Consider the following 17,641-nt stretch of genomic DNA (forward strand, 5'->3'; position numbering starts at 1 on the left):
GCTGTCAGAAAACTTGACGGGTTCCGTCAGGCATCTTAGAACAGTTCTAATCAAGGGCGCTGGCCAAGCCACACACCGTCAGGGTGAGATACGCACAGTCTGTGGCAAGGTCAATGTTTTCGCACTCGCGCCCTGGTTTCGAGGGGTAAATTATGAAGCTTTCCACCAAAGGGCGCTATGCGATGGTTGCGCTGGCGGACATTGCACTGCAACCAAAGGACGCTTTGGTGCCGCTGGGAGATATTTCCAAGCGCCAGGATATCTCGCTGCCGTATTTGGAGCAGCTGTTTGTGAAGCTGCGCCGCGCCGGGCTGGTCGAGTCGGTGCGTGGGCCCGGCGGCGGATATCGCCTGGCGATGACGCCATCTGAGGTGCGGGTGGTGGATGTGCTGTCCGCCGTGGATGAAACGGTTGACGCCATGCACAAGGGGGCAGGGGCGTCGGGTGCCCTATCCGGCAGCCGCGCGCAATCCTTGACCAACCGCCTGTGGGAGGGGCTGAGCGCGCATGTTTATGTGTTCCTGCACCAGACCCGCCTGTCGGATGTGATCAAGAATGATCTGGCACCTTGTCCGGCTGTGCCGAATTTGTTTGCGGTGGTGGACGACTGAAAGTGTCCCCGGATTTCTCCCAATATCCCGCTATTTGCGGGTTGGATGGAATTGATCTGTCCCTGCAAGGCCAGGAAGCCTTCGACGCCTTTGGTGCGCTGGCGCCCAGGCTTGGGTCTGTGGAGTCTGTGAACCGGCATCTTGTCAAGGGAAGCGATCAGGCCGAGCAGAGCGCAAGGATAGAACGGCTGGCCTTTGCCGGCATGACGGCTGGTGAAGTTTACATTTTTCTGTACCGGGCGACTGCCACGGCCCGGGAAGCTTGGGAGCGGTCGCGTCATTTCTGGGGCCGGATATACAACGTCCTGACCGGTCCGGCGAAGGCTCACATCGACGTGCCTGGTCATCTACTCATTCGGATGTTTGAGGACACTGCCGGACAGGCGCCGCATTTCCTGCAGCCTGGCTACAATTACCAGCTTCGTCTGGACTATGCCGAGGCCTTTGCAGACGTGTACAAAACGCATTATGACGCGGAAGTTGCCCGTGAAAAGATGACTCTATGAAACGTGTTTACCTCGATCACAATGCCACCGCTCTCCTGCGGCCTGAGGCGAAGGCCGCAATGAGTGCGGCAATGGAGGTTTGCGGCAACCCGTCTTCGGTGCATGCCGAAGGCCGGGCCGCCAAAGCCGTGGTTGAGAAGGCGCGGGCCCAGATCGCTGCGGCCTTTGGGGCAGATGGGGCGGATATCGTCTTTACGTCGGGCTCCACCGAAGGGGCCGCACTGGCGCTTGCCGGACGCGGGTTGCATGCAGCCCCAGTGGAGCATGATGCCGTGCGCGCTTGGATCGCCGAAGATCTGGATGTGACAGCAGAAGGGGCGGTTTGCATCCGTGATCCCGGGCAATCCACGTTGCAGCTGGCCAATTCTGAGACCGGCATTTTACAGGCTTTGCCTGATGGGCTGGCGGTCACAGATGCGACCCAGGCTTTTGGCAAGCTGCCGGTTGCATTCAACTGGCTGGGCGCTCAAATGGCGCTGATTTCTGCGCATAAATTTGGCGGCCCCAAGGGGATCGGCGCCGTGATGATGAAGCGCGGCACTGATCTGCCAGCCCAGATCAAGGGCGGTGGGCAGGAAATGGGCCGCCGGTCTGGTACCGAAAATGTGATTGGAATCGCGGGTTTCGGCGCTGCAGCTGAAGTTGCTGCAAAAGATCTGGCAAATGGTGTCTGGGACAGGGTTGCAGAACTTAGAAATATTCTAGAAAAGGCGCTTGTGTCTGGCGCAACCCATACTATTTTTGTCGGGAAGGATCAAAAGCGGCTGCCGAACACCCTGTGTTTTGCGACACCGGGCTGGAAGGGGGAAACCCAGGTCATGCAGATGGACCTCGGCGGTTTTGCGATCAGTGCAGGCAGCGCCTGTTCCAGCGGCAAGGTGCGCGCCAGCGCGGTGTTGACCGCAATGGGATATGACGAGGCCACAGCCCAAGGCGCGGTGCGCGTGTCGCTGGGGCCTCAGACAACGGAAGAAGACGTGCTGCGCTTTGCTGAGGCGTGGCTGCAAAAAGAAAAGAAACATCGCGCCCGTGCGGCGTGAGTGAGGAGAAGACAATGGCCGCTTTGGACCAGACCCAAGTCAAGGAAGGTGTTGACCAGGAGACCGTGGATGCGGTGCGCGAGGTCGGCGGTGCTTATAAATACGGCTGGGAAACCGATATCGAGATGGAATACGCGCCCAAAGGCGTGAACACCGATATCGTCAAACTGATTTCGGACAAGAACGAAGAGCCTGAATGGATGACCGAATGGCGCCTGCAGGCCTTTGAACGCTGGGAAAAGATGGACGAGCCCGACTGGGCGATGGTCAGCTATCCGGAAATCGACTTTCAGGATCAGTATTACTATGCCCGCCCGAAATCGATGGAAGTGAAGCCCAAGTCGCTGGATGAGGTCGACCCCAAGCTTCTGGCTACTTACGAAAAGCTGGGCATCCCGTTGAAAGAACAGATGATTCTTGCGGGGATCGAAGGCGCGGGCGTAACTCCGGAAGAGGGCCGCAAGGTTGCTGTAGATGCGGTGTTCGACTCCGTATCCGTTGGCACCACCTTCCAGAAGGAACTGAAAGAGGCGGGCGTGATCTTCTGCTCGATCTCCGAGGCAATCCGCGAGCATCCCGAACTGGTGAAGAAATACCTGGGCACTGTGGTTCCAGTGTCTGACAATTTCTATGCGACGCTGAATTCGGCCGTGTTCTCGGATGGCTCATTTGTCTACGTGCCGCCGGGCGTGCGCTGCCCGATGGAGCTGTCCACCTATTTCCGCATCAATGCGGAAAACACCGGCCAGTTCGAACGTACTTTGATCATCGCCGATAAAGGCAGCTATGTCAGCTACTTGGAAGGCTGTACTGCACCGCAGCGCGACACCGCGCAGCTGCATGCCGCCGTGGTCGAGATCATCATCGAAGAAGACGCCGAGGTGAAATACTCCACCGTCCAGAACTGGTATCCGGGCGATGAGAACGGCAAGGGTGGCATTTACAACTTTGTGACCAAGCGCGCCGATTGCCGCGGTGACCGGTCCAAGGTGATGTGGACCCAGGTGGAAACCGGCTCTGCCGTGACCTGGAAATACCCCTCCTGCATCCTGCGCGGCGAGGAAAGCCAGGGAGAGTTTTATTCGATCGCCATCGCCAACAACATGCAGCAGGCCGACACCGGCACCAAGATGGTGCACTTGGGCAAAAACACCAAGTCGCGCATCGTCTCCAAAGGTATCAGCGCGGGCAAGGCGCAGAACACCTACCGTGGTCTGGTGTCGATGCACCCCAAGGCCAAGAATTCGCGCAACTACACCCAGTGCGACAGCTTGCTGATCGGTGACAAATGCGGCGCGCACACGGTTCCCTATATCGAGGTCAAGAACAACTCCTCCCGCGTGGAGCATGAGGCGACCACGTCCAAGGTCGATGATGACCAGCTGTTCTACTGCCGCCAGCGCGGCATGGACGAGGAAGAGGCGGTGGCCCTGGTAGTGAACGGTTTCTGCAAGGACGTGCTGCAGGCGCTGCCGATGGAGTTCGCCATGGAAGCCCAGCAACTGGTCGCGATCTCGCTGGAAGGGTCTGTGGGCTGATGGACCGCGCCGGACAGCAGAAACCAGCACGAGCAAGGAGGCAGCGCAAGGGCAGGATTCCCGCACTTTGCCATTCTCCTTTTAGGGGATTAATTCACTCCCATCGTGTGGCTTTGATTGTGCGTGAGGCAGCGCTTGGACCAGAATTTTCAGGAACGGCTTTGCCGGATCTCGTCGGAGCACCAGCGCCAGCAAGGTCTGAAACCGGCACGTCCCGGGCGACTGGCGCGAACGGTGGAGAATTCTGGGTATCCAATCCGACTGCTTCTGGCCGTTGCCTCCGGACTGCTGTCTGTTCTTCTGGCAAGATATATCCGGTTCCACCTTGTGGGCGTTCCCGAAGGACAGGCGCTTTTCGGTCTCGGAACCGATCTGGTGCTGGCCTTGGCGAGTTGCTGGGCCGTAACGCAGTTTTTCAAGTTCGACGCAGCCGAGTTCAAGGCAGCGCAGGCCATCGGCGTCACGGTGATGGCATTTTGCATGCACAACCTTGCGCATTGGGTGCCCGTGCCAATGGAGACGCTGTTTTCAAAGGATTGGGTGGTGCAGCAACAGAAGCTTGCGCCTCCGAACTCGCTGTACGTGTTTGGCTTCACTTTCCAAATTGGAGAGCCGGAGCCAAGTGCGGCGGCCAAACCGCCGGTCGTTTATCGAAACTGATATCTCGCTTTACTGCATTCGAGGCGGGACTAAGGAAATCGGAAAGAGGCTGCGGCGCCACTGCAGCTGTGCGCCAAGTCCATGCGACTGACGTTGCAGTCCTCTATGCCAGAGAGGCTGAACGATGATCGTCACAACCACACCAAATGTCGAAGGCTACCAGATTGCCGAATACAAGGGCATCGTGGTGGGTGAGGCGATCATGGGCGCCAATGTGGTGCGCGATGTCTTTGCCTCGATCACTGACATCGTCGGCGGTCGCTCTGGCGCCTATGAAAGCAAGCTGCAGGACGCGCGCGAAACCGCGCTGGCAGAGCTGGAAGACCGCGCCCGGGACAAGGGCGCAAATGCCGTCGTTGGTGTTGATCTGGATTACGAAGTGGTCGGGCAGTCCATGCTGATGGTCTCGGCCAGCGGCACCGCTGTGGTGCTGGGATAGAAATGAAACGGCCCCGCAGGGGCCATGGGAATATCGCGGGCCGCAGGCCTGCACGACATATGAGACGAGGAAAAAATGCTCGAAATCAAGAACCTGAAAGTTAAACTTGAAGATGAAGAAAAGCAGATCCTGAAAGGTCTGGACCTGAAGGTCGAGGCTGGCAAGGTGCACGCCATCATGGGGCCGAACGGCTCGGGCAAGTCGACCCTGTCTTATGTGCTGTCAGGCCGTGACGGGTATGAGGTCACCGAAGGCTCGGCCTCTCTGAATGGCGAAGATATTCTGGAGCTGGAGCCGGAAGAGCGCGCCGCGGCGGGCATGTTCCTGGCATTCCAGTACCCGGTGGAAATCCCCGGCGTTGGCAACATGACCTTCCTGCGCACGGCTGTGAACGCACAGCGCAAGGCTCGCGGCGAAGAGGAACTGTCAGCCTCTGACTTCCTGAAAGAAGTGCGCGCCAAGGCAAAAACGCTGAAGATCGACGCCGATATGCTGAAGCGCCCGGTCAACGTGGGCTTCTCTGGCGGTGAGAAAAAGCGCAACGAGATCCTGCAGATGGCGATGCTGGAGCCGAAGCTGTGCATTCTGGACGAGACCGACTCTGGTCTTGACGTGGATGCGATGAAACTGGTGGCCGAAGGTGTGAATGCCCTGCGCGATGAAAATCGTGGCTTCTTGGTGATCACCCATTACCAGCGCCTGCTGGATCACATCAAACCGGACGTGGTGCATATTCTGGCGGGCGGCCGCATTGTCAAAACTGGCGGCCCTGAGCTGGCGCTGGAAGTGGAAAACAACGGCTACGCCGGCATCCTGGCCGAGGTGGACGCGTAATGGCACTGGCTGAAGCAAAGCAAACCGCAACCGAGGCGCGGCTGGCCGGTATGGCGTTGCCTGACGGTGGTTGCCTCAAGGCGGCGCGCCAGGCGGCGTTGTCGCGGGTCCAGACCATGGGGCTGCCCAGCCGCCGGGATGAGTACTGGAAGTACACCCGTCCTGACACGCTGACCGCAGCAGAGCCGCCCAAGGCCGCTGTGTTTGAAACCGGTGAATCCCCGATGTTCGACGGGTTTGACCGGCTGAAAGTGGTCTTTGTGGATGGTGTCTTTGACGCCGAAGCTTCCGATGATCTGTCGCTGAACGGGATTTCCATCGAGCGTATCGCGGATATCTGCGAGAAAGACATCCATTGGGCCAAAGACTTGTACGGTGTTCTTGAAGCGCGCGGGCAGACGCCTGTTCAGCGCCCGCTGGCAGCGTTGAATACCGCCTTTGCCACCGATGGTGTGGTGATCCATGTGACCGGAACGCCATCCAAGCCGGTGAACTTGATCTACCGTCACGCGAAAGACGCATCGGATGCGATCCTGCACCATGTGGTGAAGGTCGACAGCGGCGCCTCTGCAACGATCCTGGAAAACGGTCCGGCAGCGGCGCGCTTCAACAAATGCATGGAGATCGACGTGGCTGACGGCGGTGCGCTGCATCTGGTGCGCGCGCAGGGCCGCGACCATGAGCGCCGCGCGGCAACGCATCTGTTCGCCCGTCTCGGCACCGAGTCCGTCTTCAAGTCCTTCACGTTGACAGTGAACGGCGTGCTGACCCGCGACGAGGCCGTGATCGAACTGACCGGCGACGACGCGGTTGCGCATATCGCGGGCGCATGCGTTGGTGACGGCGATTTCCACCATGACGACACCGTGTTCGTCACCCATGACGCTGTGAACTGCGAAAGCCGTCAGGTTTTCAAAAAGGTTCTGCGCAATGGGGCAACCGGTGTCTTTCAGGGCAAGATCCTGGTGAAGGAAGGCGCGCAAAAGACTGACGGATATCAGATTTCCCAGTCGCTGCTGCTGGACGATGACAGCCAGTTCCTGGCCAAGCCAGAGCTGGAAATCTATGCCGATGACGTCGCCTGTTCGCATGGTTCCACATCGGGTGCGATCGATGAGGAAGGCCTGTTCTATCTGCGCTCGCGCGGGGTGCCCAAGGCAGAGGCGATCGATCTGATGACGCTGGCCTTTCTGGCTGAGGCCGTTGAGGAAGTCGAAGACGACGATGTTGCAGCGGCCATCATCGACCGTCTCGAAGGCTGGCTGGCCCGGCGCCACTGATGTCTGTCACCACGGATATCCCGGCGACCTATATGGGGCCGCGCAAGGTGTTTGCGCGGCTTCTGAACATGGGCGCCCGTGAGGATCGGTTGCTGATTTTCCTGATCAGCGGCTGTGTTCTGACGTTTATTGCCCAGATGCCCAAATTGGCGCGCGAGGCGTATTTGACGGGGCAAGAGCTGAATATACTGCTGGGCGGCTCCTTGCTGGCATTGGTTTTCATTGCGCCGCTGCTGCTTTATGTGCTTGCGCTGCTGGCGCATTGGGTTGCCCGTGCTGCAGGCGGCAAGGCGGATGCTTACTGTGCGCGTCTGGCGCTGTTCTGGGCATTTCTGGCTTCCAGCCCGCTGATGCTGCTGAACGGTCTGGTGGCCGGATTCATCGGGCCGGGTTCGGCGCTGAACCTTGTGGGCGTGCTTTGGTGCGCGGTGTTCGTCTGGTTCTGGGTGTCTGGCATGATCCAAGGATACTGGGCCAGATCATGAACGCGCTTGCTGCCTTTGCCCTGCTGACGATCAAGTCGCCGCGGGATGCTGCGCAACATATTCTGGCGCAGCAGTGGCCGCGGGAAGCGTTGTGGACGGGTTTCCTGCTGTCTGTGGTTCTGAACACATGTGTTTACACTGCACAGAAAATCCTGTTCCCACTGCCGCCAGAGGTTCTTTTGCCGCGGTTTGCGCCAGGAGCCTATTTTGCCATCGTTCTGGTTCTGCAGCTTTGCTTCATTGCCATGCTGTCCACATCCGGGCGCTGGCTGGGCGGGCAGGGAAGCTTGCCGTCTATGCTGGCGTTGGTCACTTGGTTGCAATTGCTGCAAGCTGCCTTGAATGGTGCCATTGTGCTGGCGTTTTTGGTGATGCCCACCCTTGCTGCGCTCTTGAATATTGCGGCCAATATCATTGTGTTCTTCATCCTCTTGCATTTCGTCAATGCAGCGCACAGGTTCAGCTCTGTATGGCGGTCGTTGGGTGTGGTTCTGATGGCGAGCCTGATCCTGGTTTTTGCCCTTCTTTTCATTGTGGGTCTGATTGGCCCAGCCAATCTGGGACTTCCTGACAATGTATGACCTGGAAAAAATCCGCGCTGACTTTCCGATCCTCTCGCGTGAGGTGAATGGCAAGCCGCTGACCTATCTGGACAACGGTGCGTCGGCGCAAAAGCCGCAGGTTGTGATCGACGCTGTAACCAAGGCCTATGCTGAGGAATACTCTAACGTTCACCGTGGTTTGCACTTTCTTTCTAACCTTGCAACTGAGAAGTACGAAGCAGTTCGCGGGATCGTTGCACAATTTCTGAATGCAGGTGACGAGAACACAATCGTTCTGAACTCCGGCACCACCGAAGGCATCAATCTGGTTGCCTACGGCTGGGCCATGCCCCGGTTTGAAGCGGGCGATGAAATTGTTCTGTCGGTGATGGAGCATCACGCCAATATCGTGCCCTGGCACTTCCTGCGCGAACGCCAGGGGGTGGTGCTGAAATGGGTCGATGTGGCTGATGACGGCAGCCTTGATCCGCAGAAAGTGATCGACGCGATCACCCCCAAGACCAAGCTGGTTTCGGTCACCCAGTGTTCCAACGTTCTGGGCACTGTTGTCGACGTCAAGGCGATCACCCAGGGCGCCCACGCCAAGGGTGTGCCGGTAATGGTGGACGGGTCACAAGGCGCCGTGCATATGCCAGTCGATGTGCAGGACATCGGCTGCGATTTCTATGCGATCACCGGTCACAAACTGTATGGTCCCTCCGGATCCGGTGCGATTTACATCAAGCCGGAACGCATGGCTGAGATGCGCCCCTTCATTGGCGGTGGCGACATGATCAAGGAGGTCTCCAAGGCGGAGGTCATTTACAACGATCCGCCGATGAAGTTCGAGGCCGGTACACCAGGCATCGTGCAGACCATCGGTTTGGGTGTGGCGCTGGAGTATATGATGGCGCTTGGCATGGACAACATTGCCAAGCACGAGGAGGCTTTGCGCGACTATGCTCTGGCGCGGCTGACAGGTCTAAACTGGATTAACGTGCAGGGTCAGGCGCCTGGAAAGGCTGCGATTTTCAGCTTTACCATGGATGGTGCAGCACATGCTCATGACATCTCCACCATCCTCGACAAAAAGGGTGTGGCGGTGCGTGCAGGCCACCACTGTGCGGGGCCGTTGATGGATCATCTTGGCGTCTCTGCCACCTGCCGCGCATCCTTTGGCCTTTACAATACCAAGGATGAGGTCGACACGCTGATCGACGCGCTGGAACTGGCGCATGAATTGTTTGCCTGAACTTGGCTGATGATTAACCAAAAAACGGCGCCGAGTAGGGCGCCGTTTTGATTTCCAATCTCTTTTGCGCGTCGCACCAGAAGGTCACAACCTTCCTGGGCTTCAGATCATCCAGGGCAACGCAGCCAGGATAACAAAAGACTTGTTTACCTGCGGATATCTTTGACACTTTACTCAGTCGCGCGGGTCAGCGGCACGTCCTGCCAGGGCAGCGCGCGCTTGAAGCTGGGCTCAAGGATATACGCGTATGCATTCATGCCGTGGCGGCCATATGCTTGTCCACCATCCGCTGCACCATCGGCGCAAAGTGCCAATAGTTCGGCGTCTCCATGTCCGCGCGCTTGCCGGCTTCATCCAGATAGCGCACCGCGATGATTTGCCTGAGGTTCGGGTTCTTTTCCATCTCTGCGACCTCTTCGGCAGTCATCGGACCGCCCTGCAGGTTCAGAGAGTGGATGGAAGCCTCTGATAAACGGTCAAAATATTCCGGTTTGGTGGCGCAGAGATAGCGTTTGGCCGCCACGTGATACCGCACGCAGTCGGTGATGACCGACGGGAAGAACTGCTCCAGAACCTCGGCGCCGGCTTCCTCGTGAAAGCGATCCTGAGTGTCGTCCATGCTGAATGTGCCGAACTCGCTGGTGAAATGGCCGATATCGTGGAGAAGCGCCCCAACGATGATCTCTTCCGGCTGGTTGTTCTGTTCGGCAATGGTGGCGCCCTGCAGCATGTGCTCGGTCATGGTGACCGGTTCGCCCAGGTATTCTTCGTCACCGCGCCGGTCAAAGATGTCACCGATGAAGGCGACAATATTGTCTTGGGTCAGCTTGCTGAAGTCCGGCTTGCTCATGATTCAGGCCTCCAACTGGGCGTTCAGAACGTTCAGGGTCGACAGCAGCCCATCCTTGTCGGCGTAGCACCCCTGCAGCCAGCGCGAGCCGGAACCCGAATACCCCAGGCGTGCATGCATCACGCGGGTGTTGTCGACAATGAAGCTTTCGCCGGGCTCCAGCTTGAAGGACACGCCCATGTCAGGATCGTCGATGAACTCTCCCAGGCGGCGGTAGGCGGCGTAATAGGCCTCCATCTTCTCGAACGGGATATCGACAAAGGGAGCCGAGGAGCGATTGTTGAAGCGCATGCCGACCAGCTCGCCGTCGGGGGACAGTTCGATCATCGGGCGGCGGGCGCGCAGGTGCACACCATCGGAGCCCTTGTATTCGAACCGGGCCGGGTAGCCTGCGAGCAGGGCAAAGCCTTCGGGGTTCTCTGCTTTCAGCCGTTCAGCTGCGCGGAAGCCATCAACGACGATGCTCTCGCCGCCTTCGGCAGAGTTCTCCAGGCAGTACAGGATCTGCAGGCTGGGAACCGGATCCCGGTAGGGGTTGTCGGTATGCGCCTGCAGGCCCAGACCGGTATAGGCGAGGTTGGTCGGATTCACTTCGGTGCGGACCTCGAAGTATCTGCCATAGTTCGTTTCCCGGACAAAGCCGAACATTTCAGCGTTTTCGATCAATGCGCCTTCGGCAACTGGGCCGTTCACCAGCTTGGCAAAGCCGAGGCGGGCAATGGCATCCAGCCAGTCTCGTTTGACTTTGGGGTCGGATTGAACCTTGTTCCAATCGAATGTCGGCGCTGGCTGGCTGCTGTTCCAGGTTTCAATGCCCGGTGCCAATCGGCCAAACTCTGATGTTCGATCAACGTCATAGGCGTGTGACTTCAACCAGTCACCGGGGTATGTGACGGTCTTGCCTTCGGGGGCGAACGTCACGGTCAGCGCGCCGTTTTCTGTCAAGGCTGTGCTGATTTTAGTGTCCGCCGGAATATCGCCGATGGTGATCAGCCGCTGGCCATTGCCGGGTGAGCGGGTCGCAGAGTCCAGCGCGTTGTCACGCAGCCAGATCGCGTGGAAACGGCATTCTTGGCCGTCATCAAATGTCAGGGTCAGATATCTGCCGGATGCATCGGCGGTTACGGAACGGGGCATGAGGGTCTCTCCGGTTGGCCTGGTTCTTACTTGCCTTGCTAGCGTCGCTGAGCCATCAAGAGAACGACGGAAAACGGTGTTTGAGAGTTAGGTTTTCTAATGGCTAGGAAAGTCACCAAACAGGGGCTGCCGCCGCTCGATTGGCTCAAAGTGTTCGAGGCCGCTGGCCGCCACGGCAGTTTTACCGCCGCCGCAGAGGAATTCGGTGCAACACAGGCCGCGGTCAGCCAGCGGATCCGCAATCTGGAGGCGTGGCTGGGGCGCCAGCTGTTTATTCGTTCAGCCCGCGGTGTATCGCTGACTGTGGATGGGGAAAGCTACTTGCCACTGGTGCATGATTCCCTGCGCGCGTTGGAGCAGGGCACCGAAAATCTGTTTGGGCAAAGCATCCGGGAACTGCGGATTGCAGCCCAGCCGTCTCATCTGGAACTGCTTTTGCTCCCACGCCTTGCAGCATTTTCACAAAGCCACCCCGAACTGCGGCTGGTGACGGAAACTGTGCCCAAGAGGCTGGACTTTGAAACCGCCGACGGGGCTGTGCATATTCGCTACGGGCGCGGCAGCTGGCCAGGGCGCGGCAGTGTTTTGATTGCGGATGAAGTGCTGCAGCCAATGGCGGCGCCGGAACATGCCGAGGATTGGCGCCAGTTGCCGGCCATCGAGCTGCGTGGCGAACGGCCGGGCTGGGCGGAATGGGCGCGGGCGACCGGAGAGGATGAACCTGTGGCCGGGCCAGTATCCGTCGATTCCATGGCCCATGCGCTGAGGGCCGCGCGGATGGGAATGGGGGTCGTTTTAGGGTCCCGGGCTTTGGCTGCAAACTTGTTTCGAGCGGGGCAATTGGTCTGCTTGCCTGCTCCTGAGCTGTCCACGATTGACGGCTATTGGCTGACCTGGCCACCCAGCCTTGGCAAGTCTCCTCGGCAGAAGGCGCTTTTGGAGAAGCTGGCGGATGCGTTGAGACAACATATGCCTTAAAGGCTAAGTTGTTGAAATATTGTGAAAATGGCGCACCTGAGAGGATTCGAACCTCTGGCCTCTGCCTTCGGAGGGCAGCGCTCTATCCAGCTGAGCTACAGGTGCGTTGTTAGCCGGGGTATACCCGCGCTTTGCAGCCTCTGCAACGGGAAAAACTGCCTGCTTCCAATTTCCTGACAGGGGGCAATACCGTTGAAATGGGGCTGTGCCGTAAAATAAAAAAGCCTGCACGCAACGTACAGGCTTGCATTCATGCAAAGGAAGGAGGGGTCATCCGCGCCACGACCGCACAACTCCGCAATCCATATGCACAAAATTCGAGCGATGATACTTGCCAACACCGCCGGCATGGCAAGCCTCGGCTGCTTGTGCCATTTGCGATACAGAGCGGGACGCAAGACGAAGGTCGGCGGCCTGGCCGCGCATATGCAGCGAGTTCTTTGCGACGCCGCGAGAGCGGTTGCGCAGCATGGCGTTGGTTTTGGGGCTGCGATAGCCGGAGAGCAGCAAGTAAGGCTCATTCACGTCCAGCAGATTGTGCGAAGCAGCCATAATGTCGATGGTGCGCAGGTCCATGCTTTTGACTTCATCCGACCGCCAGTCACGCATGAAGTGGTTGATTTCTTTGACGGCGTCTTTGATGTAATCGCCGTCTATCCAATACACCATGTCAATGCGTTCGCCGGTCCGGCCGGAATACATGCGGATACGCCGAATATCGCCACCACCGCGAAGCAAACCTGCTGCATTGGAGAAGGTCGGGGCTGCTACTACTGCGGTTGCAGCAAATACACCCAGAAGTGAACGCCGGGAGATCCCCGTGCCCGTGGTTTTTGCCATTTTCACTGCGCCGTCCCGTACGCTTTTAGTCCTGCCTAGTCGCCCGATGTTACAGGCTCGCTAACTTGTGAAGTTAACGTGCGGTATGTATGGCACACAGAGAATCCTGTTCCAACATTTCTTTGCCGCAGTGACCCCGGTACCCGAATTTTCGGCGAATTTCTGCGCATAAGGGGAGTTGGCGGCACCTTTTCCCCGCGACTGTTGCGGTTGGGTTTCATAGGGGCGGTATTGGTGCATCAATGTTCATATTTCTAGATTGTGAATGGACAATAGCTGCTGGCATTTTCCAGTATTTCAGATAGGCACTGGCAACATTGACAAAATCAGCGCAAGGACCGGAAATTATGACGCTTGCTTCTGCAAAACACCTTTTCCCTGGGATCAAAGCAGGGCTGTTTGCTTTGGCATTGGGCGGCTTGGTTACAGGGACTGTTTCCAGTTCTGCGCAGGCAGAGGTTTCGGCGGCTTTCCGCCAGGCCGTTGCGGAGGCGGCATACGGCAGCGACCCGGTGGCGGAATTTTACCGGGAGAATGGCTACCAGGCGATTTGGACGGGGCAGGATGCCGCCTCGGGGCAGCGCCGCAATGCGTTGCTGGCTGCGCTGAAGGAAGCACAGGCTCATGGCTTGCCGGACCGCTCTGCGGAGGTAAATGCGCTGATGCAGCAAATGCGCGATGTGCGGACCACCCGTGACATCGGCAATGTCGAAGCCGCGCTGAGCAGGGCCTTGGTGGACTATGCAACAGATCTTCGCACCGGGCTGCTGGTGCCGTCGCGGATCGATGATGGCATGGTGCGCAAAAAACATACCGTGGACGGCGCCAGTTTCCTGGCAGGAGTCCGTGACACCCAGCCTTATGCCTATATGCGCAGCCTGGTCCCGGCCTCGCCGCAGTACCGCGGCCTGATGCGAGAGAAGCTGCGGCTGGAGCAGATTTTGGCAGCAGGCGGCTGGGGGCCGACCGTGAAGGCCAAGAAGCTGGAAAAAGGCGATCAGGGCCCGGCTGTGATTGCGTTGCGCAACCGGCTGATGCTGATGGGATATCTGCCGCGCAGTGCTGCGCGCAGCTATGATGCTGCTATGGAAAAAGCCGTTCAAAGTTTCCAGTCGGACCACGGGCTGGAGGTCGATGGCGTTGCCGGATCTGGTACGATTGACGAGATCAACAAGCCAGTGAGCGCCCGACTGAAATCTATCATCGTTGCGATGGAGCGGGAGCGTTGGCTGACGCCGGAACGTGGTGAACGGCATGTTCTGGTTAATCAAACTGATTTCTCGGCCAAGATTGTCGACAACGGCGATGTCACGTTTGAGACGCGATCGGTGATCGGCAAGAATACGCATGACCGCCGGAGCCCGGAATTCTCTGACGAGATGGAGCATATGGTGATCAACCCCAGTTGGTATGTGCCGCGCTCTATCATCACCAAGGAATACCTTCCAAAGCTGCGGAACAACCCAAATGCTGTTGGCCACATCCAGATTACCGACCGCCGCGGTCGTGTGGTCAACCGCGGCTCGGCTGATTTTTCTCAGTACACGGCCCGGAATTTCCCGTTTTCGATGCGTCAGCCGCCCAGCAGTCGCAACGCATTGGGGCTGGTCAAATTCATGTTCCCGAACAAATACAATATCTATCTGCACGACACCCCGCAGAAAAGCCTGTTTTCCCGCGAAGTGCGTGCCTTCTCGCATGGTTGCATCCGTCTCGCACAGCCGTTTGAATTTGCCTATGCGCTGTTGGCCAAACAAACAGAGAATCCCAAGGATTTCTTCCAGCGCATTCTGAAGTCGGGCAAGGAAACCAAGGTTGAGCTGGAGACCAAAGTCCCGGTTCATATCATTTACCGGACAGCTGTTGTGTCCGGTAAAGGGCGCGCTGAGTTCCGCCGCGATGTCTATGGGCGTGACGCCAAAGTCTGGGCGGCTCTGGAGCGGGCAGGGGTGGTGCTGCCCAGCGTTCAGGGGTAAATATCAGGCCCATACAGGATAATTCTGAAAGGGCCTGCAATGTTCACAATCCGCCAGATCGCTGAGTCCCTGGGGGCCGAAGCGCAGGGCGACCTGGACCTGCAAATCGCAGGTGCTGCTGAGCCGCAGGACGCAGGGTCGGATCAGATTGCTATGGCCATGGCCCCGAAATACGCGGAAGGCCTGCAAAAGGGGCAAGCCCAGACGGCTATCTTGTGGGAGGGGGCCGATTGGCAGTCCTTTGGCCTGAAGGCTGCCATTTTCGCGCCACGTCCGCGGATGACCATGTCTGGGCTGACGGCAATGCTGGATCGCGGCCAAGGGTTCGCTGCGGGCATTCACCCTTCGGCGGTCATTGATCCTTCTGCCGAACTGGGCGAGGGCGTCTCAGTCGGCCCGTTGTCGATTATTGCTGCGGGGGCAAAGGTCGGAGCGGGCTCGGTCATTGGCCCGCATTGCTATGTCGGTGCTGATTCTGTGATTGGTAAAGGCGCTCATCTGCGCGAAATGGTGTCGATTGGTGCCCGCGCCAGGATTGGCAATCGGTTTCGGGCGCAGCCTGGCGCGCGGGTTGGCGGTGACGGATTTTCTTTTGTCACACCGGAAGTGTCGGGGGCAGAGAATGTAAGGAAAACCCTGGGCGACCAGGGCGAGGCCAAGGCACAGTCCTGGGTCCGCATCCATTCTTTGGGCGCTGTGACGATCGGCGATGATGTTGAGATCGGTGCCAACTGCACCCTCGACAATGGAACCATACGCGACACGGTGATTGGTGACGGAACGAAGATCGACAATCAGGTGCACATTGGTCATAACACCCGTGTTGGCAATGACTGCCTTCTGTGCGGGCAAACCGGGATCTCTGGTTCAGTGGACATCGGCAATAATGTGGTTCTTGGCGGTCAATGCGGCGTGGCAGACAATATCTTTGTCGGTAACGGTGTGATTGCCGCCGGCGGCACCAAGATTCTGTCCAATGTGCCTGACGGTCGCGTTATCATGGGGTACCCCAGCGTAAAGATGGAAACCCACACAGAGATATACAAAGCGCAGCGTCGCCTGCCGCGTTTGATGCGTGACATCGAATTGTTAAAGAAGGCTGTTTTCAAGTAACCGCCGAGTTACTACATCTGCCTCAGCCTAAACGATCGGGGGTCCTAAATGAGCACGCAGGAGAAGGTCATCGCAATCATTGCGGAGCAGGCGGTTTTGGAGCCGTCCGATGTGACCCTCGACAACACATTGGAGGATCTGGGCATCGACAGCCTGGGTTTGGTCGAAAGCATTTTTGCAATTGAAGAAGAGTTCGACATTTCGATCTCCTTCAACGCAAACGAACCGGAAAAGAGCGATTTCGACATTTCCAACGTCGCCGCTATCGTTGCCGGGATCGACAAGCTTGTTCTGGAGAAAGCGTAAAGCTCCATGAAACGAGTCGTTATCACCGGGGCAGGAACGATCAATGCTCTGGGGCATTCGGTGCCTGACACACTGGAAGCTATGCGTGAAGGCCGTTGCGGTATCGGCGAGCTGGAGTTCCGCGATGTGGACCGTCTGGCAATCAAGATTGGTGGCCAGGTCCGCGGGTTTGAGGCCGAAGGCCGTTTTAACCGTCAACAGATGAGCCTATATGACCGGTTCACCCAGTTCACTCTGACTGCTGCCAAAGAGGCGATTGAGCAATCCGGACTGGAATTTCATGGCGAATTGTCAGCCAAGGCCGGTGTTGTTCTGGGCAATTCCGGCGGTGGCATGCAGACGCTGGATGAAAACTACCGCAGTGTCTATGAGGACGGCAAAAACAGAGTACATCCTTTTGTGGTGCCAAAGCTGATGAACAACGCAGCGGCTGGCCATGTGTCAATGCAGTTCAATCTCAAGGGCCCCAGCTTTACGGTCTCTACCGCTTGTGCATCGTCGAACCACGCCATGTCGCAGGCATTTCAAATGGTGCGTTCCGGCATGAGCCCGGTCATGATCACAGGCGGTTCGGAATCGATGCTGTGTTTTGGCGGGGTCAAGGCCTGGGAAGGGCTGCGGGTGATGTCAAAGGATGCCTGCCGTCCTTTCAGCGCCAATCGCAACGGCATGGTTCAGGGCGAAGGCGCCGGGATTTTTGTATTCGAGGAATACGAACATGCAAAGGCGCGGGGCGCTGAGATCCTTTGCGAAGTTATCGGTTTTGCCATGTCTTCAGACGCCGCCGATATCGTGATGCCCAGCAAACAGGGGGCGGCGCGGGCGATCTCGGGCGCCTTGCAGGACGCCAGGGTGGATGCCTCCGAAGTCGGATATATCAACGCGCATGGCACCGGCACGGCTGCCAATGACAAGACAGAATGCGCTGCGGTGGCAGATGTATTTGGCCCTCAGGCTGATAACCTGATGATTTCTTCCACCAAATCAATGCATGGCCATTTGATTGGCGGCACTGGTGCGGTGGAGCTTCTGGCCTGTATCATGGCGCTGCGGGACGGTGTGATTGCCCCGACCATAGGTTATCAGGAGCCGGATCCTGAATGTGCGCTGGATGTGGTTCCCAACCAGGCCCGTGAGGCCAGCGTTGACGTTGCCCTAACCAATGCGTTTGCCTTTGGCGGGCTGAACGCAGTGCTTGCGCTGCGTAAGGTCTGATCGAAAAAAGCGCCGCGAACTGTCTTGGTTCGCGGCACT

At 58.1% G+C, this 17,641-nt stretch carries 19 protein-coding genes and 1 tRNA gene; 16 read left to right on the forward strand and 4 right to left on the reverse strand.

From position 1 onward, the window contains the following. Nucleotides 1-152 precede the first annotated feature (152 nt). The 11 genes from ACP151_RS03620 to ACP151_RS03670 all read left to right on the forward strand — a co-directional run bounded on the left by ACP151_RS03620 (nt 153) and on the right by ACP151_RS03670 (nt 9,187). Nucleotides 153-611, forward strand: a complete 459-nt coding sequence (locus ACP151_RS03620; protein WP_424977492.1) for an Rrf2 family transcriptional regulator — start codon at nt 153-155, stop codon at nt 609-611. A 2-nt stretch (nt 612-613) separates the two neighbouring features. Further along, nucleotides 614-1,117: a hypothetical protein gene (locus tag ACP151_RS03625; protein ID WP_424977493.1), complete on the forward strand. Its 504-nt coding sequence runs from the start codon at nt 614-616 to the stop codon at nt 1,115-1,117. Continuing rightward, nucleotides 1,114-2,157, forward strand: a complete 1,044-nt coding sequence (locus ACP151_RS03630) for a cysteine desulfurase family protein (protein WP_424977494.1) — start codon at nt 1,114-1,116, stop codon at nt 2,155-2,157. Before ACP151_RS03625 ends, ACP151_RS03630 begins: the two co-directional genes overlap by 4 nt. A 14-nt stretch (nt 2,158-2,171) precedes the next feature. Continuing rightward, nucleotides 2,172-3,695 (forward strand): Fe-S cluster assembly protein SufB, encoded by a 1,524-nt coding sequence (gene sufB, locus ACP151_RS03635; RefSeq protein WP_424977495.1) that lies wholly within the window; start codon nt 2,172-2,174, stop codon nt 3,693-3,695. Nucleotides 3,696-3,830: 135 nt separating this feature from the next. Beyond that, nucleotides 3,831-4,355, forward strand: coding sequence for a hypothetical protein (locus ACP151_RS03640; protein ID WP_424977496.1), 525 nt, complete (start codon nt 3,831-3,833; stop codon nt 4,353-4,355). Nucleotides 4,356-4,479: 124 nt separating this feature from the next. Then, nucleotides 4,480-4,794 carry a heavy metal-binding domain-containing protein gene (locus tag ACP151_RS03645; protein ID WP_024089904.1) on the forward strand — a complete coding sequence of 105 codons (315 nt, stop codon included), beginning with the start codon at nt 4,480-4,482 and terminating at the stop codon, nt 4,792-4,794. Nucleotides 4,795-4,869: 75 nt separating this feature from the next. Continuing rightward, nucleotides 4,870-5,628 carry a Fe-S cluster assembly ATPase SufC gene (gene sufC, locus ACP151_RS03650; protein WP_424977497.1) on the forward strand — a complete coding sequence of 253 codons (759 nt, stop codon included), beginning with the start codon at nt 4,870-4,872 and terminating at the stop codon, nt 5,626-5,628. Further along, entirely contained in the window at nt 5,628-6,908 is a 1,281-nt protein-coding gene (locus ACP151_RS03655; RefSeq protein ID WP_424977498.1) for a SufB/SufD family protein, read from the forward strand. Before sufC ends, ACP151_RS03655 begins: the two co-directional genes overlap by 1 nt. After that, nucleotides 6,908-7,393 (forward strand): YIP1 family protein, encoded by a 486-nt coding sequence (locus tag ACP151_RS03660; protein WP_424977499.1) that lies wholly within the window; start codon nt 6,908-6,910, stop codon nt 7,391-7,393. Before ACP151_RS03655 ends, ACP151_RS03660 begins: the two co-directional genes overlap by 1 nt. After that, complete coding sequence (locus ACP151_RS03665) at nt 7,390-7,974, forward strand: YIP1 family protein (protein ID WP_424977500.1); 585 nt, start codon at nt 7,390-7,392, stop codon at nt 7,972-7,974. The genes ACP151_RS03660 and ACP151_RS03665 overlap by 4 nt, the downstream gene beginning before the upstream one ends. Continuing rightward, complete coding sequence (locus tag ACP151_RS03670) at nt 7,967-9,187, forward strand: cysteine desulfurase (RefSeq protein ID WP_424977600.1); 1,221 nt, start codon at nt 7,967-7,969, stop codon at nt 9,185-9,187. Before ACP151_RS03665 ends, ACP151_RS03670 begins: the two co-directional genes overlap by 8 nt. 253 nt (nt 9,188-9,440) lie before the next feature. Here the strand turns inward: ACP151_RS03670 and tmpB are convergent, their stop codons facing one another. Further along, on the reverse strand, nt 9,441-10,037 hold the full coding sequence (gene tmpB, locus ACP151_RS03675; protein ID WP_424977501.1) for a (R)-1-hydroxy-2-trimethylaminoethylphosphonate oxygenase: 597 nt from the start codon (nt 10,035-10,037) through the stop codon (nt 9,441-9,443). A 3-nt stretch (nt 10,038-10,040) separates the two neighbouring features. After that, nucleotides 10,041-11,174: a 2-trimethylaminoethylphosphonate dioxygenase gene (tmpA, locus tag ACP151_RS03680; RefSeq protein WP_424977502.1), complete on the reverse strand. Its 1,134-nt coding sequence runs from the start codon at nt 11,172-11,174 to the stop codon at nt 10,041-10,043. Nucleotides 11,175-11,273: 99 nt separating this feature from the next. On the opposite strand from tmpA, the gene ACP151_RS03685 reads away from it, so the two are divergent. Continuing rightward, on the forward strand, nt 11,274-12,152 hold the full coding sequence (locus ACP151_RS03685) for a LysR family transcriptional regulator (RefSeq protein WP_424977504.1): 879 nt from the start codon (nt 11,274-11,276) through the stop codon (nt 12,150-12,152). A gap of 28 nt (nt 12,153-12,180) precedes the next feature. On the opposite strand, the gene ACP151_RS03690 is transcribed toward ACP151_RS03685, so the two are convergent. Then, a tRNA-Arg gene (locus tag ACP151_RS03690) sits at nt 12,181-12,257 on the reverse strand. A gap of 165 nt (nt 12,258-12,422) precedes the next feature. Further along, nucleotides 12,423-12,992, reverse strand: a complete 570-nt coding sequence (locus tag ACP151_RS03695) for a YcbK family protein (protein ID WP_424977505.1) — start codon at nt 12,990-12,992, stop codon at nt 12,423-12,425. A gap of 347 nt (nt 12,993-13,339) precedes the next feature. Between ACP151_RS03695 and ACP151_RS03700 the strand changes: the two genes are divergently transcribed. From ACP151_RS03700 to ACP151_RS03715, 4 genes are read left to right on the forward strand one after another with little or no spacing between them, the layout of a single operon-like run. Further along, nucleotides 13,340-14,968, forward strand: coding sequence for a L,D-transpeptidase family protein (locus ACP151_RS03700; RefSeq protein ID WP_424977507.1), 1,629 nt, complete (start codon nt 13,340-13,342; stop codon nt 14,966-14,968). 39 nt (nt 14,969-15,007) lie between these two features. Next, a complete protein-coding gene (lpxD, locus tag ACP151_RS03705; RefSeq protein ID WP_424977508.1) occupies nt 15,008-16,081 on the forward strand; it encodes a UDP-3-O-(3-hydroxymyristoyl)glucosamine N-acyltransferase in 1,074 nt (357 codons plus the stop codon). Nucleotides 16,082-16,129: 48 nt separating this feature from the next. Further along, complete coding sequence (locus tag ACP151_RS03710) at nt 16,130-16,387, forward strand: acyl carrier protein (RefSeq protein ID WP_424977509.1); 258 nt, start codon at nt 16,130-16,132, stop codon at nt 16,385-16,387. Nucleotides 16,388-16,393: 6 nt separating this feature from the next. After that, nucleotides 16,394-17,602 (forward strand): beta-ketoacyl-[acyl-carrier-protein] synthase family protein, encoded by a 1,209-nt coding sequence (locus ACP151_RS03715; RefSeq protein ID WP_424977510.1) that lies wholly within the window; start codon nt 16,394-16,396, stop codon nt 17,600-17,602. Nucleotides 17,603-17,641: the final 39 nt, after the last annotated feature.

This window comes from Leisingera sp. S232 (assembly GCF_049800895.1).
Taxonomy (GTDB): domain Bacteria; phylum Pseudomonadota; class Alphaproteobacteria; order Rhodobacterales; family Rhodobacteraceae; genus Leisingera.

What these genes read in the sequence shown, in the direction of transcription:
- ACP151_RS03700 (WP_424977507.1), top strand. Translation starts at nt 13,340, where the DNA reads ATGACGCTTGCTTCTGCAAAACACCTTTTCCCTGGGATCAAAGCAGGG.
- sufC (WP_424977497.1), top strand. Translation starts at nt 4,870, where the DNA reads ATGCTCGAAATCAAGAACCTGAAAGTTAAACTTGAAGATGAAGAAAAG.
- tmpB (WP_424977501.1), bottom strand. Translation starts at nt 10,037, where the DNA reads ATGAGCAAGCCGGACTTCAGCAAGCTGACCCAAGACAATATTGTCGCC.
- tmpA (WP_424977502.1), bottom strand. Translation starts at nt 11,174, where the DNA reads ATGCCCCGTTCCGTAACCGCCGATGCATCCGGCAGATATCTGACCCTG.
- ACP151_RS03630 (WP_424977494.1), top strand. Translation starts at nt 1,114, where the DNA reads ATGAAACGTGTTTACCTCGATCACAATGCCACCGCTCTCCTGCGGCCT.
- sufB (WP_424977495.1), top strand. Translation starts at nt 2,172, where the DNA reads ATGGCCGCTTTGGACCAGACCCAAGTCAAGGAAGGTGTTGACCAGGAG.
- ACP151_RS03660 (WP_424977499.1), top strand. Translation starts at nt 6,908, where the DNA reads ATGTCTGTCACCACGGATATCCCGGCGACCTATATGGGGCCGCGCAAG.
- ACP151_RS03655 (WP_424977498.1), top strand. Translation starts at nt 5,628, where the DNA reads ATGGCACTGGCTGAAGCAAAGCAAACCGCAACCGAGGCGCGGCTGGCC.
- ACP151_RS03670 (WP_424977600.1), top strand. Translation starts at nt 7,967, where the DNA reads ATGTATGACCTGGAAAAAATCCGCGCTGACTTTCCGATCCTCTCGCGT.
- ACP151_RS03715 (WP_424977510.1), top strand. Translation starts at nt 16,394, where the DNA reads ATGAAACGAGTCGTTATCACCGGGGCAGGAACGATCAATGCTCTGGGG.
- ACP151_RS03695 (WP_424977505.1), bottom strand. Translation starts at nt 12,992, where the DNA reads ATGGCAAAAACCACGGGCACGGGGATCTCCCGGCGTTCACTTCTGGGT.
- ACP151_RS03685 (WP_424977504.1), top strand. Translation starts at nt 11,274, where the DNA reads ATGGCTAGGAAAGTCACCAAACAGGGGCTGCCGCCGCTCGATTGGCTC.
- ACP151_RS03665 (WP_424977500.1), top strand. Translation starts at nt 7,390, where the DNA reads ATGAACGCGCTTGCTGCCTTTGCCCTGCTGACGATCAAGTCGCCGCGG.
- lpxD (WP_424977508.1), top strand. Translation starts at nt 15,008, where the DNA reads ATGTTCACAATCCGCCAGATCGCTGAGTCCCTGGGGGCCGAAGCGCAG.
- ACP151_RS03645 (WP_024089904.1), top strand. Translation starts at nt 4,480, where the DNA reads ATGATCGTCACAACCACACCAAATGTCGAAGGCTACCAGATTGCCGAA.
- ACP151_RS03710 (WP_424977509.1), top strand. Translation starts at nt 16,130, where the DNA reads ATGAGCACGCAGGAGAAGGTCATCGCAATCATTGCGGAGCAGGCGGTT.
- ACP151_RS03620 (WP_424977492.1), top strand. Translation starts at nt 153, where the DNA reads ATGAAGCTTTCCACCAAAGGGCGCTATGCGATGGTTGCGCTGGCGGAC.